This window comes from Cupriavidus plantarum, assembly GCF_905397285.1.
GTDB lineage: Bacteria > Pseudomonadota > Gammaproteobacteria > Burkholderiales > Burkholderiaceae > Cupriavidus > Cupriavidus plantarum.
The window spans coordinates 147,191-162,588 of record NZ_CAJPUX010000006.1 but is presented as its reverse complement, the minus strand read 5'-3'; the positions used below and the strand labels follow the sequence as shown (position 1 = coordinate 162,588).

At 66.7% G+C, this 15,398-nt stretch carries 13 protein-coding genes; 12 read left to right on the top strand and 1 reads right to left on the bottom strand.

Features of this window, described 5'->3' with window-relative positions; translation table 11 throughout:
• Nucleotides 1–6 precede the first annotated feature (6 nt).
• The 3 genes from KHP16_RS23255 (at nt 7) to KHP16_RS23245 (ending at nt 4,047) form a co-directional block, all read left to right on the top strand.
• Complete coding sequence (locus tag KHP16_RS23255) at nt 7–702, top strand: lysoplasmalogenase (protein ID WP_218891787.1); 696 nt, start codon at nt 7–9, stop codon at nt 700–702.
• 72 nt (nt 703–774) lie between these two features.
• Nucleotides 775–3,033, top strand: coding sequence for a penicillin-binding protein 1C (gene pbpC / locus KHP16_RS23250; protein ID WP_211961228.1), 2,259 nt, complete (start codon nt 775–777; stop codon nt 3,031–3,033).
• Between the two features lie 288 nt (nt 3,034–3,321).
• Nucleotides 3,322–4,047, top strand: coding sequence for an OmpW/AlkL family protein (locus KHP16_RS23245; protein WP_109582539.1), 726 nt, complete (start codon nt 3,322–3,324; stop codon nt 4,045–4,047).
• Nucleotides 4,048–4,093: 46 nt separating this feature from the next.
• On the opposite strand, the gene KHP16_RS23240 is transcribed toward KHP16_RS23245, so the two are convergent.
• Nucleotides 4,094–4,294, bottom strand: coding sequence for a heavy-metal-associated domain-containing protein (locus KHP16_RS23240; protein ID WP_109582540.1), 201 nt, complete (start codon nt 4,292–4,294; stop codon nt 4,094–4,096).
• A gap of 157 nt (nt 4,295–4,451) precedes the next feature.
• Here KHP16_RS23240 and KHP16_RS23235 point away from each other — a divergent pair, with 157 nt between their 5' ends.
• The 9 genes from KHP16_RS23235 (at nt 4,452) to KHP16_RS23195 (ending at nt 15,221) form a co-directional block, all read left to right on the top strand.
• Nucleotides 4,452–6,944 carry a heavy metal translocating P-type ATPase gene (locus tag KHP16_RS23235; RefSeq protein WP_211961227.1) on the top strand — a complete coding sequence of 831 codons (2,493 nt, stop codon included), beginning with the start codon at nt 4,452–4,454 and terminating at the stop codon, nt 6,942–6,944.
• Nucleotides 6,941–7,366: a Cu(I)-responsive transcriptional regulator gene (gene cueR, locus KHP16_RS23230; protein WP_109582542.1), complete on the top strand. Its 426-nt coding sequence runs from the start codon at nt 6,941–6,943 to the stop codon at nt 7,364–7,366. The genes KHP16_RS23235 and cueR overlap by 4 nt, the downstream gene beginning before the upstream one ends.
• Nucleotides 7,367–7,422: 56 nt before the next feature.
• Nucleotides 7,423–8,364 carry an alpha/beta hydrolase gene (locus tag KHP16_RS23225; RefSeq protein ID WP_211961226.1) on the top strand — a complete coding sequence of 314 codons (942 nt, stop codon included), beginning with the start codon at nt 7,423–7,425 and terminating at the stop codon, nt 8,362–8,364.
• 78 nt (nt 8,365–8,442) lie between these two features.
• Complete coding sequence (locus tag KHP16_RS23220) at nt 8,443–10,107, top strand: GMC family oxidoreductase (protein ID WP_211961225.1); 1,665 nt, start codon at nt 8,443–8,445, stop codon at nt 10,105–10,107.
• A gap of 259 nt (nt 10,108–10,366) precedes the next feature.
• Nucleotides 10,367–11,152 carry an ABC transporter ATP-binding protein gene (locus KHP16_RS23215; RefSeq protein WP_211961224.1) on the top strand — a complete coding sequence of 262 codons (786 nt, stop codon included), beginning with the start codon at nt 10,367–10,369 and terminating at the stop codon, nt 11,150–11,152.
• Between the two features lie 18 nt (nt 11,153–11,170).
• Nucleotides 11,171–11,905: an ABC transporter ATP-binding protein gene (locus tag KHP16_RS23210; protein ID WP_109585624.1), complete on the top strand. Its 735-nt coding sequence runs from the start codon at nt 11,171–11,173 to the stop codon at nt 11,903–11,905.
• 88 nt (nt 11,906–11,993) lie between these two features.
• The gene (locus KHP16_RS23205) at nt 11,994–13,202 is read left to right on the top strand and encodes an ABC transporter substrate-binding protein (protein WP_109585623.1); all 1,209 of its coding nucleotides are present in this window, start codon (nt 11,994–11,996) and stop codon (nt 13,200–13,202) included.
• 88 nt (nt 13,203–13,290) lie between these two features.
• The gene (locus tag KHP16_RS23200; protein ID WP_150373374.1) at nt 13,291–14,175 is read left to right on the top strand and encodes a branched-chain amino acid ABC transporter permease; all 885 of its coding nucleotides are present in this window, start codon (nt 13,291–13,293) and stop codon (nt 14,173–14,175) included.
• A complete protein-coding gene (locus tag KHP16_RS23195) occupies nt 14,175–15,221 on the top strand; it encodes a branched-chain amino acid ABC transporter permease (RefSeq protein ID WP_109585357.1) in 1,047 nt (348 codons plus the stop codon). The genes KHP16_RS23200 and KHP16_RS23195 overlap by 1 nt, the downstream gene beginning before the upstream one ends.
• Nucleotides 15,222–15,398 lie beyond the last annotated feature (177 nt).

Genomic DNA, 15,398 nt, shown 5'->3' with positions numbered 1-15,398 from the left:
GTCAGGATGCCCGCGCGCGTGCGCGAATGGTGGTTCATGGGTGTGATCGCGGGCATCGTCTACGGCGTGCTGCTGCTGCAGGCCGCGATCGTGCTGCCCCCCGGCGCGCCGCTGACCGGACAGGTCTCGTACCAGCCGCTGTGGAAGTGCGCCATGGCGCTGCTGCTCGCGCGGGCCGCATGGTTCCACCGGCCCTTCTTCGAGCGGCGCTGGCTGGTGATCGCGCTCGTGTTCTCCGCGATCGGGGATTTGCTGCTTGCCATGCCGGGGCTGCGTATCTCGTTCGTCGGCGGGCTGGGCGCGTTCCTGCTCGCGCATCTCGCGTACCTGCGGCTGTTCGTGCCGCTCGGCGCGGATCTGCGCGCGCACCGTCTGGTGGGCTGCGGTCTGGTGATCGGCGCGGCGGGCGCGTTGCTCGGGCGCTTCTGGCCCAACCTCGGCGAGCTGGCGCTGCCTGTGACGATCTACATCGGCGTGCTGACCGCCATGGCATGCGCGGCGCTGCTCGCGCGCCTGCCGACGCCGCTCACCGCGCTCGGGGCCATCTGCTTCGTGATCTCCGACGCGCTCATCGGGACCGCGCGCTTCCTGTCCGCGTTCGATACGTACCAGCTGGGCATCTGGTGGTTCTATGCAGCCGCGCAAGTGCTGATCGTGGCGGGCATCGCCGGTGGGCGGCAGACCGCTGACGAGAAGGCATAACCCCCCATGTCGCGCGCGGCCCGGACTCCCCGCCTTCGTCGGTCTCTCCCCGACACGCGCACACGGCGCGCGATGTCGCCCGGGACGTTGCTTGGGGTGGCGTTGGCGTTGGCGTTCGCCATGCCGAAGGCCTTCGCGCTGCCGACCTTCGGCGCCGTACGCGATGCCTGGCGCAGCGCCGACGTGGTGGTCGTCGACCGCCACGGCGAGCCGGTGGCGCGCATCCGTGACGACTTCCGCGCGCGGCGCGGGGACTGGATCGGTCTGACCGACACCTCGCCCGCGCTCCGCACGGCCATCGTGCTTTCCGAAGATCGGCGCTTCTACGCGCACAGCGGTGTCGACTGGCAGGGCGTGGCCGCCGCCGCCTGGGCGAACCTGTGGAACACGCGCACGCGCGGCGCGTCCACGCTGACGATGCAGCTCGCGGGCCTGCTCGATGAAGACCTCCGCGCAGCCGGTGCGGGGGGCGCACGCGCGCCGGGCCGCACGATGACGCAGAAGGTCGGACAGGCCGTCAGCGCGGCGTCGCTCGAACGGCGCTGGAGCAAGGACCAGATCCTCGAGGCGTACCTGAACCTCGTGCCGTTCCGCGGCGAACTGGTCGGCTTGTCGGCGATGTCGCAAACGTTGTTCGGCAAGGTGCCGAGCGGACTCGATGCGCGCGAGTCGGCCGTGGCGGTCGCGCTTGTTCGTGCGCCCAACGCGAGCCCCGCGCAGGTGTCGCGGCGCGCGTGCGGGATTCTGCGAGACATGCAACTGCCGCGCGAGTGCGACGGGCTCGACGGCTTCACGCAACTCGCGCTGCTGCGTGTGGGGGGGGCGGGGACGATGAAGCCGCCGGGCGCGACGCTCGCGCCGCACCTCGGCCGCCTGCTCGTCATGCGGGCTGCTGCGGGACAAGGCGCAGGGAGAGGCGCGGTGGAGGGCACGGTGCCATCGCGCATCGTCTCCACGCTCGATGCGCGCATCCAGCGCGTGGCGGTGACGAGCCTCGACCGCCATCTGCGCGAACTCGCGGGCCGCAACGTCGAGGATGGCGCAGTGATCGTGATCGACAACGCGAGCGGCGACGTGCTCGCATATGTCGGCTCGTCGGGCGTGCTATCGGCTGCCGCGCAGGTGGATCATGCCGCCGCGCTACGGCAGGCGGGTTCGACGCTCAAGCCCTTTCTTTATGCGCAGGCGCTCGAGGAGCGCCGCGTGACGGCGGCCTCGCTGCTCGACGACCGCCCCGTCAATCTGCCGACCGGCGGCGGGCTCTATATCCCGCAGAACTACGATCATCAGTACGCGGGATGGGTAAGCCTGCGCGCGGCGCTAGGCGCTTCGCTGAACGTCCCCGCAGTGCGCACGCTGGTGATGGTCACGCCGCATCGTTTCCATCGCCGTCTGGTCGCGCTCGGCCTGCCGCTGACGCAGTCCGGCGACTACTACGGTTACAGCCTCGCGCTCGGCAGTGCCGACGTCTCGCTGCTCTCCCTGACCAATGCCTATCGCGCGTTCGCCAATGGCGGCGCGTACAGCAAGCCTCGGCTGCGCGAGGGCGATCCGATCGCCGCGCCGCGCGCCGTGATGTTGCCGGCTGCGGCCTACGTGATCGGCGACGTGCTGTCGGACCGTCACGCGCGCGCCCGCACGTTCGGGCTCGACAGTCCGCTCACCACGCGTTTCTGGACCGCCGTGAAGACGGGCACGAGCAAGGACATGCGCGACAACTGGTGCATTGGCTGGTCGCAGCGCTATACGGTCGGCGTCTGGGTCGGCAATGCGAGCGGCGCCAGCATGCACGACGTGTCGGGCGTGACCGGCGCCGCGCCCGTCTGGCACGACGTGATGGAGGCATTGCACGGCGCCACGCCGAGCCGCGCGCCCGCGATGCCCAGCGGTGTGCGCCGCATCGGGCTGACGTTCGACCGGAACCTCGAGCCCGCGCGCGAGGAGGTCTTCCTCGACGGCACCGAAGTCGCCCGCGTGAGCGTGGCCGCGGGGAATGCCGGCGCGCGCGATGCCGACGGTCGGCCCGCAATCGCGAGTCCGGCGGACGGCACCGTCTTCGCGCTCGATCCCGATATCCCGCCGCGCGCGCAACGCGTGTGGTTTCACGCGTCGGCATCGACGGGCGAGGTGGCGAACGGCGTGAGCTGGCGGCTCGATGGCAAGCCGCTGGGACGTGGCGGCGAGCTCGCATGGCTGCCTTGGCCAGGGCGGCATCAGGTAGAGCTTGTGGACCGCGCGGGCAACGTCGTGGATCGGATTGGGATCGAGGTCCGCGGCGCCAGCGTGCGGCAGGCGTCAACGACCGGTAACCCGCCCGGCGCGCGCAGGTGAGGCACCGGAAATGCCTCGGACATCCCGTAACGCCACGATTCGTTTCAATTGTGCGTTTGCAGCATACCCACTCACCCGAAAGGGTCTTTGCGTTTCCGGCAAAAACCGTTGCGCGCGCGCAGCGGATATTTAAGAAAGACCCGGAAATTGACGATGTTTTAGTGGGTTAACCCGCGCTTTAGGGCCTTCCCTCTACGCATCGTTTTCATGTTTGAAACAGTCGGCGCTTCCGCCACGGGATAATGCGTGCCTTGGAGTTGGTCACATCATGAGGAGCAAAGAGGAGCTATGAATAACATCTATAAAAAGATGCTGGTGGCGGCCGCGGCGATGACGCTCGGTGGCTTCGCCCAGGCACAATCCGCGGGCAGTACGGTCGTGAGCATGGGCTGGTTCCGGGTCATGCCGACCGGCTCGAGCGAGAACCTGACCATCGACAGCCTCGCGGGCCGTCCGGTCAATCAACAGCGCCCCAACACGGGCGCGAAGATCGATTCCGCCGACACGCTCGGCCTGGCGATCGACCATTTCATCACGGACAACATCTCGGCCGAGTTCGTCCTGGGCGTGCCGCCGAAGCACGACGTGAGCGGCGATCGCGGTTACGAGAAGTACGGCAAGCTCGGCGAAGTGCGCCAGTGGAGCCCGGCCCTGGTGTTCAAGTGGCACTTCTTCGACGCCAAGACCAAGTTCCGTCCGTACGTCGGTGTCGGTGTGAACTACACCTGGTTCACCGGCGAAACCGTGACGAACCAGAACTTTGTGAACAACGAGTTCGGACCGGGTTCGCGCATGACCGCGAGCGCCACCCCGTCTTGGAATCCCGTGTTCAACGTCGGCGCGAACTACAACATCACCGACCGCTGGTCGGTGGGGGTGTCGGTCTCGTACGTGCCGATTTCGACGCGCGGCAACTTCGAAACCACGCTGGCCAACGGCGCCGTGGTGAAGTCGCATACCAAGATCAGCATCGATCCGGTCGTGACGTACCTGAGCGTCGGCTACCGCTTCTGATCGCGGGTTCGCCGCAATAGAAAAGGGGCACCTCGGTGCCCCTTTCTTATTTCGCGCCCTTGACGGGATAGCCGGCGTCTTCGATGGCCTTGCGCAGCGCGGCCTGATCGGCGTTGCTATCGACCTTGACCGCCTGCGTCGGCACATCGGCCGACACGCTTGCAGCGGGATCGACCGCCTTGACCGCGCGGGTGATGGCACCGACACAGTGGTTGCAGGACATGCCTTCGACTTCGAACTGGATCATCTTGGACTCCGCAATGAGGTTGAGTACAGCACACGACGTAGTGTGAACCTTCCCACCGTGGGAAGCGCAAGGCTTTTTTTCCGCGCGCCGACCTTGACCTTCCAATGATGGTAAGGTCCACGATGCAGTGATCACCACTGCCAACGGCCCAACCATCATGTCGATTTCCGCCGAACCCTCTGTCGCACTCGACGCCGCCACCGGCGCCGAGTGGAGCTTTCCCGTCGAAGGCATGACGTGCGCGTCCTGCGTGCGCCGCGTCGAGAACGCGCTGGCCAGGGTGCCGGGCGTGAACGATGCCTCCGTGAACCTCGCCACCGAGCATGTCACGCTCCGCGCCGATAGTGGCGCCGCGCTCTCCGCGGCCGCGCAGGCCGTGACCGACGCCGGTTACGACGTGCCGCGCGACGCCGTCGAGCTGTCCGTATCGGACATGACCTGCGCATCGTGCGTGGGCCGCGTGGAACGGGCGTTGCGCGCGGTACCCGGTGTCGTGGGGGCGGAGGTCAATCTGGCCACGGAGCGGGCCACGGTGACCGTGCTGCGCGATGCGGTGTCTGCCGATGCGCTCGCGCAGGCCGTGGTGCGCGCCGGCTACGGTGCCGCCGCGGTGACCGCGCCCGTGGGCTCGGAGGCGCCCGCACGGCAGGATTTCTGGTCGAGCCCGCATGCGGTCACGATTCCCGCGCTGCTCTCGCTGCCGCTCGTTGCGCCGATGGTGCTCGAATGGTTCGGCGTGCACTGGATGCTGCCCGCATGGGTGCAGTGGCTGCTGGCCACGCCAGTGCAGTTCGTGTTCGGCTGGCGGTTCTACAAGGCGGGCTGGAAGGCCGTGCGCGCGGGCGCGGGCAATATGGATCTGCTCGTCGCGCTTGGCACGTCGGCGGCGTATGGGCTGTCGGTGTGGATGATGGCAACGGCGGGCGGGCATCATGCGGAGCATCTCTATTTCGAGAGCGCTGCCGTGGTCATCACGCTCGTGCGCCTCGGCAAGTGGCTCGAGACGCGCGCCAAGCGGCAGACCGCCGACGCGATTCGCGCGCTCGCCGCGTTGCGGCCCGATACGGCGCAGGTGCGCCGTGGCGGGCAGGTGGCGACGGTGCCCCTGGGTGACGTCCGCGTCGGCGACGAGATCGTCGTGCGGCCCGGCGAACGCGTGCCCGTCGATGCCGTGATCCTCGAAGGCACCAGCCATGTCGATGAGTCGATGCTGACGGGCGAATCGGTGCCCGTGGCGCGCGGTGTCGGCGATGCGCTCACCGGTGGGGCGATCAATGCCGAAGGTCTGCTCGTCGCGCGTACCACCGCCGTCGGCGCCGAGACCGTGCTCGCGCGCATCATTCGCATGGTCGAGCATGCCCAGGCGGCCAAGGCGCCGATCCAACGCCTGGTCGATCGGGTCAGCGCGGTGTTCGTGCCGGTGGTGCTTGTTCTCGCGCTGGCGACGCTGCTTGGCTGGGGCATCGTCGGCGGGGACTGGTCTGCCGCGTTGCTCAATGCGGTGGCGGTGCTCGTCATTGCATGCCCGTGCGCGTTGGGGCTTGCCACGCCGACGGCGATCATGGCGGGGACCGGCGCGGGGGCGCGGGCGGGGATCCTCATCAAGGATGCCGAAGCGCTCGAAGTGGCGCACCGCGTGTCGGTGGTGGCCTTCGACAAGACCGGCACGTTGACGGTCGGCAAGCCCGAGGTCGTGGCGCTCCATGCCGCGGACGGGGACGATAGCGCGCTGCTGGCCCGGCTTGCTGCATTGCAGGCGGGCAGCGAACACCCGCTTGCGCGCGCCGTGCTGGCGGCGGCTTCATCGCGCGGCGTCGTGGCCCCGGTGGCGACCGGCGTGCGTGCATTGCCCGGTCGCGGCATCGAGGGCGTGGTCGATGGCATGGCGTTGCAACTGGGCAGCGAAGGCTTGCGCGCCTCGCTTGGCGCGGAAGCCGGCGATGCGCTGCAGGCCGCGGCCACGCGGCTGCGCGGCGAAGGCCGTACGGTGTCGTGGCTCGTGCAAGTGGGTACGGGCGAGGGCGCTGGCACGCCGCGCGTGCTCGGCCTCGTCGCGTTCGGCGATGCGCTCAAGCCTACCGCGGCCGCCGCCGTCGCGCGGCTGCGCAAGGCAGGCATCCGCACCGTGATGCTGACGGGCGACAACGCGGGCGCGGCGCGCCATATCGGCGATGCGCTGGGCCTCGACGAGGTGCAGGCCGAAGTGCTGCCCGAGCACAAGGCCGCGCGCGTGCAGGCATTGCAGCAGGGCGGGGCGGTGGTGGCGATGGTCGGCGACGGCATCAACGACGCGCCGGCGCTGGCCGCGGCCGACGTGGGCATCGCGATGTCCACCGGCACCGACGTGGCCATGCACGCGGCCGGCATCACGCTGATGCGCGGCGACCCGCTGCTCGTCGCCGACGCGCTCGCCATTTCCGATCGCACGGTCCGCAAGATTCGCCAGAACCTTTTCTGGGCCTTCATCTATAACGTGATCGGCATCCCGCTCGCGGCGGCCGGTCTGCTGAACCCCGTCGTCGCCGGCGCCGCCATGGCGTTCTCGAGCGTCAGCGTCGTGAGCAATGCATTGCTGCTGCGCCGCTGGCGTCCAACGTCGGCGCATCCATCGGCGCAAGCATCGTCCCCGGCAAAGGAGGCCACGTCATGAACATCGGAGAAGCCGCCCAGGCATCGGGCGTCACGGCCAAGATGATCCGGCACTACGAATCGATCGGGCTGCTGGAAACCCCGCCGCGCAGCGAGGGCGGTTATCGCCGCTACGATGCGCGCGCGGTCCATACCTTGCGCTTCGTGCGGCGGGCTCGTAATCTCGGATTCTCGCTGGACGAGATTCGCGGGCTGCTGTCGCTATGGCACGACCGGGCCCGCGCGAGTGCCGACGTCAAGGCGCTTGCCTTACGGCATCTCGACGAACTGGACACGCGCATCGCGGAACTGACGTCCATGCGCGATACGCTGCGCGGACTCGCGGAGTCCTGCAGCGGCGACGACCGCCCCGATTGCCCGATCCTCACCGATTTCGCACGAGAGGACGGCACGGCGGCGCCGTGTTGTCACAGCGAGCCGTAATGCGTCATACACCTCTGTCATAACGAAAGCAGGCACACCCGCGAGGAGACGATGGGATGGATGAACCTGTGACGATTGCGGACGACAACATTCGTGCCAGGAATATCGGTAGGGCCGGGGCCCCACCGGACCAGGCCCCGGCGTCCATGCCGATCCTGCCGGCGGAAGGCCGGCAGCGCATGCGCGACGGCACCGAACTGCTGTTGCGCACGTGGCTGCCCGATCCCCTGCGCTATCCCGAACCGCTCGGCACATTGCTGCTCGTCCATGGCATGGGTGAGCATTGCGGCCGCTACCAGCACGTGGCCGAGGCGCTGTGCGCGCTGGGCCTGCGTGTGCGTGCCTACGATCATCGGGGCCACGGGCTCAGCGGCGGGCCGCGCATGGTGGTCCCGCACGCGAATGCGTACGTCGATGACCTGGCCGAGATTTACGACGGGGCGGTCCGCCAGTGGAACGAACTGCCGATCGTGCTCGGTCACAGCATGGGCGGTCTCGTCGCCGCGCGATTCGCGACCGCGCGCGTGCGGCCGATCCGCGCATTGATCCTGTCGTCTCCCGCGCTGGCCTTGTTCCTGTCGCCGCGCATGCTCACGTTCCAGCGCGTGCTGATGGCGCTGGCGCCGCGCCTGCGCGTGCCCACGGGGCTCGATGCCACAGGGCTGTCGCATGACGCCGAAGCGGTACGCGCCTATCGCACCGATCCGCTCGTGCAGAGCACCGTGAGCGCGGGCGTGCTGGAGACGTTCGTGCGCGGCATGGCGCAGGCGCAGGCCGATGCCGCGCGGCTGGAGGCGCCGACGCTGATGCTCGTCGCTGGCGCCGATCGCATCGTCGATCCCGCCGGCAGCCGCACGTTCCACGGCAATGCGCCGGACGACCTGTGCAGCATGGAGTGGTTTCCGGAGGGGTATCACGAGCTCTTCAACGAAACCGAGCCGCTCCGGGGCGAAGCATTCGAAGCCATGACGGACTGGTTGCGGCGGCACCTCCGTTAAGACCCTGACGGCCGCCTCGGTCCAGTCGTGCGATGATCTGCGCATTCGAATAACACACCGATGCCGGACCAAAGGGACATGGAGACATACGACTACATCATCGTGGGTGCCGGCTCAGCCGGCTGCGTGCTGGCGAATCGCCTGACGCAGGACACCGACGTCAACGTGCTGCTGCTCGAAGCGGGTGGCAAGGACGACTATCACTGGATCCACATTCCCGTCGGCTATCTGTATTGCATCGGCAACCCGCGCACGGACTGGCTGTATCGCACCGTGGCGGAGGCCGGCCTCAACGGGCGCTCGCTCGGCTATCCGCGCGGCCGTGTGCTCGGTGGCTCGTCATCGATCAACGGCATGATCTACATGCGTGGCCAGCGCGAGGACTACGACGACTGGGCGTGCATCACGGGCGACGACGGATGGCGCTGGGACAATGTGCTGCCCCTCTTCAAGCGCAGCGAGGACCATTACCGCGGCAATAGCGAGTTCCACGGCGCGGGCGGCGAATGGCGCGTGGAAGCGCAACGCCTGCGCTGGGACATTCTTGAACGTTTCATCGATGCGGCCGAGCAGGCGGGCATTCCTCGCACGGACGACTTCAATCGCGGCGACAACTTCGGCGTGGGGTACTTCGAAGTGAACCAGCGCCGCGGCATCCGCTGGAACACATCGAAGGCCTTCCTGCGGCGCGCGGCCGATCGGCCCAACCTCACCATCGTCACCGGCGCGCAGGTCAGCGCGCTGACCTTCGACGACGATGCCGGCGGCAGGCGCTGCACGGGCGTGCGGTATGTCGGTGGCGGCGTCGAACGTGAAGCGCGCGCGACCGAAGAGGTGATCCTCGCCTCGGGCGCGATCAATTCTCCACAGCTTCTCGAACTATCGGGCATCGGCCAGCCGGAGCGTCTGCAGGCCCTCGGCATCGGCGTGCGTCACGCACTGCCTGGCGTCGGCGAGAATCTGCAGGACCATTTGCAATTGCGCACGGTCATGAAGGTAGAGGGCGTGCGCACGCTCAATACGCGCGTCGCCAACTGGTGGGGCAAGCTCGGCATCGGCCTGCAATATGCGTTCAATCAGAGCGGCCCGATGAGCATGGCGCCGTCGCAGCTCGGTGCGTTCGCGCGCAGCGACGAGAGCCAGGCGCGACCAAACCTCGAATATCACGTGCAACCGCTTTCGCTCGACAAGTTCGGCGACCCGCTGCATGCGTTCAATGCTTTCACCGCCAGCGTCTGCAATCTGCGTCCGACCTCGCGTGGCAGCGTGCATATCGAAGACGCGGACTTCCGTCGCGCGCCGTCCATCGCGCCGAACTATCTGTCGACAGAAGAGGATCGCAAGGTCGCGGCCGACTCCATTCGCCTGACGCGGCGTATCGTCGCATCGCCCGCGCTCGCGCCGTACCGCCCGAGCGAATGGCTGCCGGGCCCCGCGTTCGAGACGGACGAGCAGTTGGCCGAAGCGGCGGGCGCGATCGGCACGACGATCTTCCATCCGGTCGGCACCTGCCGCATGGGCCGTGCCGACGATCGCGACGCCGTGGTCGACGAGCGGCTGCGCGTGATCGGCATCGAAGGCCTGCGCGTCGTGGATGCATCGGTGATGCCGTTGATCACGTCCGGCAACACGAACTCGCCCACGATCATGATCGCGGAACGCGCGAGCGACATGATTCGCGAAGACCGTCGGGCACGCTCGCGCGGTGCGGCCGCGCACCCCGCCGGCATGTCATTCGCCTAGTGCAAACCCCGATGTTTTGCGACGCAGCAGGCGCACACAATAGTCGCCGGTATACGGTGCCCCAGCCTGCACATACGTGGTGCGGCGCGAAGGAAGTCACCGCATGCGAGCGGTAGCCGCACCGCACAAAAAACACATCGTCCGAAAGGACTAGAAGCGGCGAACATGGCGACAGCGTGACGACATCGCGCCGCGGATCCAACCATTGTCAGTGCCGGGCACAACCCGGTGACGCAGCAAGAGGGCGGGCAGGAGACTTATGAGGCCGGACAATACCGAGGACAACATCCTGGAGACCAGGAACCTCACGAAGGAATTCAAGGGGTTCACCGCGGTCAGCGACGTGAACCTGCGCGTGAAGCGTGGATCGATCCACGCATTGATCGGCCCGAACGGCGCCGGCAAGACCACGTGCTTCAACCTGCTGACGAAGTTCCTCGAACCGACGACGGGCACCATCCTGTTCAACGGCATCGACATCACGCGCGAAAAGCCCGCGCAGATCGCGCGCCGCGGCGTGATCCGCTCGTTCCAGATCTCCGCCGTGTTCCCGCACCTCACGGTGCGCGAGAACGTGCGCATCGGTCTGCAGCGGCAGCTCGGCACCGCCTTCCAGTTCTGGCGCAGCGAGCGTTCGCTCGACGTGCTCAACGGCCGCGCGCTGGAGCTGCTCGAGCAGGTGGGCCTCACAGAGTTCGCGGAAACCGTCACGGTCAATCTGCCGTATGGCCGCAAGCGCGCGCTCGAAATCGCCACCACGCTCGCGATGGAACCTGAACTCATGCTGCTGGACGAGCCCACGCAGGGCATGGGCCACGAAGACGTGGACCGCGTGACGCAGCTGATCAAGAAGGTCTCCGTGGGCCGCACCATCCTGATGGTCGAGCACAACATGAACGTCGTGTCCTCGATCGCGGACAAGATCACCGTGCTGCAGCGTGGCGCGATTCTCGCCGAGGGACCGTACACGGAGGTGTCGAAGGACCCGCGCGTGATGGAAGCGTACATGGGCACGGCGGACGCCGAGCTCCAGGGCGCGCACTGAACAACGGGACCTCACGACATGGCGAACAACACTACGACGGCTGCGCTGGAGATTCGCGACCTGCACGCCTGGTACGGCGAATCGCACATCCTGCACGGCGTGAACCTCACCGTGAACCACGGCGAAGTGGTCACGCTGCTCGGCCGCAATGGCGCGGGCCGCACCACGACGCTGCGCGCGATCATGGGCCTCACGGGCACGCGCAAGGGCTCCATCCAGGTGAACGGGCACGAGACCATCGGCCTGCCCACGCACAAGATCGCGCACTACGGCATCGGCTACTGTCCGGAAGAACGGGCCATTTTCTCGAGCCTTTCGTGCGAAGAGAACCTGCTGCTGCCGCCGCAGCTGAAGATGCAGGGCGCGGAGGCGCGGCAGCCGATGAGCGAAGCCGAGATCTACGAGATGTTTCCCAACCTCGCCGAACGCCGGCAGAGCCAGGGCACGCGACTCTCGGGCGGCGAACAGCAGATGCTGGCCGTCGGCCGAATCCTGCGCACGGGCGCGAACCTGCTGCTGCTCGACGAGATCTCGGAAGGCCTTGCGCCCGTCATCGTGCAGGCGCTCGCGCGCATGATCCTCACGCTCAAGAAGAAGGGCTACACGGTGGTCATGGTGGAGCAGAACTTCCGCTTCGCCGCGCCGCTCGCGGACCGCTTCTACGTGATGGAGCACGGCACCATCGTCGAGCGCTTCGCGGCCAACGAGCTGCAGGCAAAGATGCCGGTGCTCAACGAACTGCTTGGGGTCTGATCGCGCCCGGCATGCACGCCGGCGGATCGAACGATTGCTGTAGGCAGGAACGGGTGGCTTGGCGCCGCCGAAACTCAGGAGACAAAACATGAAGATGACTCGGCTGGCGGTCGCGGTTGCGGCGACTGTATTGGGTGCCGTCTCGACGGCTGCTTCGGCGCAGGTGTCCAATGACACCGTGAAGATCGGCTTCATCACCGATCTGTCCGGCCTGTACGCCGACATCGACGGACAGGGCGGTCTCGAGGCCATCAAGATGGCCATCGAGGACCATGGCGGCAAGGTGCTGGGCAAGCCGATCGAGCTGCTGTCCGCGGACCACCAGAACAAGGCCGACATCGCTGCCTCGAAGGCACGCGAATGGATGGACCAGCAGGGCCTGGACCTGCTGGTGGGTGGTACCAACTCCGGTACCGCGCTCGCGATGAACAAGGTGGCTTCCGAGAAGAAGCGCGTGTACATCAACATCGGCGCCGGCACCGCGCGCCTGACCAACGAAGAGTGCTCGCCGTACACGGTGCACTACGCGTATGACACGGTGGCCCTGGCAAAGGGTACCGGCAGCGCGGTCGTGAAGCAGGGCGGCAAGTCGTGGTTCTTCCTGACCGCCGACTACGCGTTTGGCCACTCGCTCGAGTCTGACACGGCCGCCGTGGTGAAGGCCAACGGCGGTACCGTGGCCGGCTCCGTGCGCCACCCGCTGTCGGCTTCGGACTTCTCGTCGTTCCTGCTGCAGGCGCAGTCGTCGAAGGCGCAGATCCTGGGTCTGGCCAACGCCGGCGGCGACACGATCAACTCGATCAAGGCTGCCAAGGAATTCGGCATCACCAAGACGATGAAGATCGCGGGCCTGCTCATGTTCATCAACGACGTGCACAGCCTGGGCCTGAAGAACACGGAAGGGCTGCTGATGACGGACAGCTGGTACTGGGACACCAATGACGAGACGCGCAAGTTCGCGAACCGCTATTTCGGCAAGATGAAGAAGATGCCGAGTTCGCTGCAGGCCGCGGACTACTCCTCGGTGTCGAACTACCTGAAGGCCGTGGAGGCCGCCAAGACCGACGATCCAGACAAGGTCATGGCCGAGCTGAAGAAGATGAAGCTCGACGACTTCTACGGCAAGGGCCAGATCCGTCAGGATGGCCGCTACGTGCACGACATGTACCTGATGCAGGTGAAGGCGCCGGCCGATTCGAAGAAGCCGTGGGACTACCTGAAGGTCGTGGCGACGATCCCGGGCGACCAGGCTTTCACGACGGTCGCGGAATCGAAGTGCGCGGCATTGAAGAAGTAATTCACGCGGTCATCACACGTAGTTGACGTAGTGACGTTGTCGGGGGGAGGGGAGACCCTCCCCCGTCCCGATTCCACTTAGCGTTGCCATGGATATTTTCGGTATTCCCCTCCCCGCCATGTTGTCCCAGTTGCTGCTGGGCCTCGTCAATGGCGCGTTCTACGCGATGCTGAGTCTCGGGCTCGCCGTGATCTTCGGCCTGCTCAACGTGATCAACTTCGCGCACGGGGCGCTGTTCATGCTCGGTGCCGTGCTCGCGTGGGCCGGCATGGAGTACGCGGGCCTGAACTACTGGGTGATGCTCGCCCTGTCGCCGCTGGTTGTCGGCGCGCTCGGCGTGATCATCGAAAAGACGATGCTGCGCTGGATCTACAAGCTCGATCACATCTACGGCCTGCTGCTGACACTCGGCATCACGCTCGTGATCGAAGGCGTGCTGCGCTCGATCTACGGTGTGTCGGGCCTGCCGTACTCGCCGCCGGAAGCGCTGCAGGGCGCGACCGATCTCGGCTTCATGATCCTGCCGAACTACCGCGGCTGGGTCGTCGTGGCGTCGCTGATCGTCTGTATCGCGACGTGGTACGTGATCGAAAAGACCAAGCTGGGCGCGTATCTGCGTGCCGGCACGGAAAATCCCAAGATGGTCGAGGCCTTCGGCATCAACGTGCCGCTGATGGTCACCCTGACCTATGGCTTCGGCGTCGCGCTGGCCGCGTTCGCGGGCGTGCTCGCCGCGCCGGTGATCCAGATCTCGCCGCTGATGGGCCAGAACCTCATCATCGTCGTGTTCGCGGTGGTCGTGATCGGCGGCATGGGCTCGATCATGGGTTCGATTCTCACGGGTCTGGGCCTCGGCGTGATCGAGGGCCTGACCAAGGTGTTCTATCCTGAAGCATCGTCCACCGTGGTGTTCTTCATCATGGTGATCGTGCTGCTGCTGCGCCCGGCCGGTCTGTTCGGGAGGGAGAAATAATGAGCGGAGTTACCGGACAGGCGGGTCAGCCCGCCGTTGCCAACAGCGCCAACGGCATCAAGGAAGGAAGCGGCGTGCAGAAGAAAGTCTTGTATGGCCTGCTGCTCGCGGGCCTGATCGCGGCGCCGCTCGTGGGCGCCTATCCCGTGTTCGTGCTGAAGGTGCTGTGCTTCGCGCTGTTCGCCTGCGCATTCAACCTGCTGATCGGCTTCACGGGCCTGCTGTCGTTTGGCCATGCCGCGTTCTTCGGCGGCGCGGGCTATGTGGCGGGACAGGCGATGAAGGTGTGGGGCGTGACGCCCGAGATCGGGCTGCTGCTCGGCACGGCGGCGGGCGCGGCCATCGGTTACGTGGTCGGTTCGCTGGCGATTCGCCGCCAGGGCATCTACTTCTCGATGATCACGCTCGCGCTCGCGCAGATGCTGTTCTTCATCTGCCTGCAGGCGCCGTTCACGGGCGGTGAGGATGGCCTGCAGGGCATCCCGCGCGGCAAGCTGTTCGGCGTGCTGTCGCTGTCCGATGACCTCACGCTTTACTACGTGGCGCTCGTGATCATCGTGGCGGCGTTCGCGCTGATCGTGCGCACTGTGCATTCCCCGTTCGGCCAGATCCTGAAGGCGATCAAGGAGAACGAACCGCGCACCACGTCGCTCGGCTACGACACGGACAAGTTCAAGCTGATGGCGTTCGTGCTGTCGGCCGCGCTGTCCGGCCTCGCGGGTTCGATCAAGGCCCTCGTGCTCGGCTTCGAGACGCTGACGGACGTGCACTGGTCGATGTCGGGCTCGGTGATCCTGATGACGCTGGTGGGCGGCCTGGGTACGCTGTCGGGCCCGGTAGTCGGTGCATTCGTGATCGTCGCGCTCGAGAACAAGCTTGGCGATATCGGCGCGTTCCTCGCCTCGGCGACGGGCATCGGCTGGTTCAGCGTGCTCGGCGAGTCCGTGACGATGGTCACCGGCATCATCTTCGTGATCTGCGTGCTCACGTTCCGCCGCGGCATCATGGGTGAGCTGATCGCGCTGACGAGCCGCAAGAAGCACTGAAGGCACCCATGCGGCGCGTGAGTGCCCGCTTTTGGGGCTAGGGTTTCTGCTAGCTTGTCTCGGACGCACCGCTTAGTTACATTGCATATACGGTTTTCGCAGGTTACTTGGAGGCGGAAGCGAGGAGACGACAAGGCGCGCACCCGGTGTCGGGTAGCATGTGCCAATAGCATAAAA

Bases quoted from the DNA above. Each gene is read 5' to 3' on its own strand.
- KHP16_RS23210 (WP_109585624.1), top strand. From the start codon at position 11,171: ATGGCGAACAACACTACGACGGCTGCGCTGGAGATTCGCGACCTGCAC.
- KHP16_RS23200 (WP_150373374.1), top strand. From the start codon at position 13,291: ATGGATATTTTCGGTATTCCCCTCCCCGCCATGTTGTCCCAGTTGCTG.
- KHP16_RS23240 (WP_109582540.1), bottom strand. From the start codon at position 4,294: ATGATCCAGTTCGAAGTCGAAGGCATGTCCTGCAACCACTGTGTCGGT.
- KHP16_RS23225 (WP_211961226.1), top strand. From the start codon at position 7,423: ATGGATGAACCTGTGACGATTGCGGACGACAACATTCGTGCCAGGAAT.
- pbpC (WP_211961228.1), top strand. From the start codon at position 775: ATGTCGCCCGGGACGTTGCTTGGGGTGGCGTTGGCGTTGGCGTTCGCC.
- cueR (WP_109582542.1), top strand. From the start codon at position 6,941: ATGAACATCGGAGAAGCCGCCCAGGCATCGGGCGTCACGGCCAAGATG.
- KHP16_RS23235 (WP_211961227.1), top strand. From the start codon at position 4,452: ATGTCGATTTCCGCCGAACCCTCTGTCGCACTCGACGCCGCCACCGGC.
- KHP16_RS23205 (WP_109585623.1), top strand. From the start codon at position 11,994: ATGAAGATGACTCGGCTGGCGGTCGCGGTTGCGGCGACTGTATTGGGT.
- KHP16_RS23220 (WP_211961225.1), top strand. From the start codon at position 8,443: ATGGAGACATACGACTACATCATCGTGGGTGCCGGCTCAGCCGGCTGC.
- KHP16_RS23195 (WP_109585357.1), top strand. From the start codon at position 14,175: ATGAGCGGAGTTACCGGACAGGCGGGTCAGCCCGCCGTTGCCAACAGC.
- KHP16_RS23245 (WP_109582539.1), top strand. From the start codon at position 3,322: ATGAATAACATCTATAAAAAGATGCTGGTGGCGGCCGCGGCGATGACG.
- KHP16_RS23255 (WP_218891787.1), top strand. From the start codon at position 7: ATGCCCGCGCGCGTGCGCGAATGGTGGTTCATGGGTGTGATCGCGGGC.
- KHP16_RS23215 (WP_211961224.1), top strand. From the start codon at position 10,367: ATGAGGCCGGACAATACCGAGGACAACATCCTGGAGACCAGGAACCTC.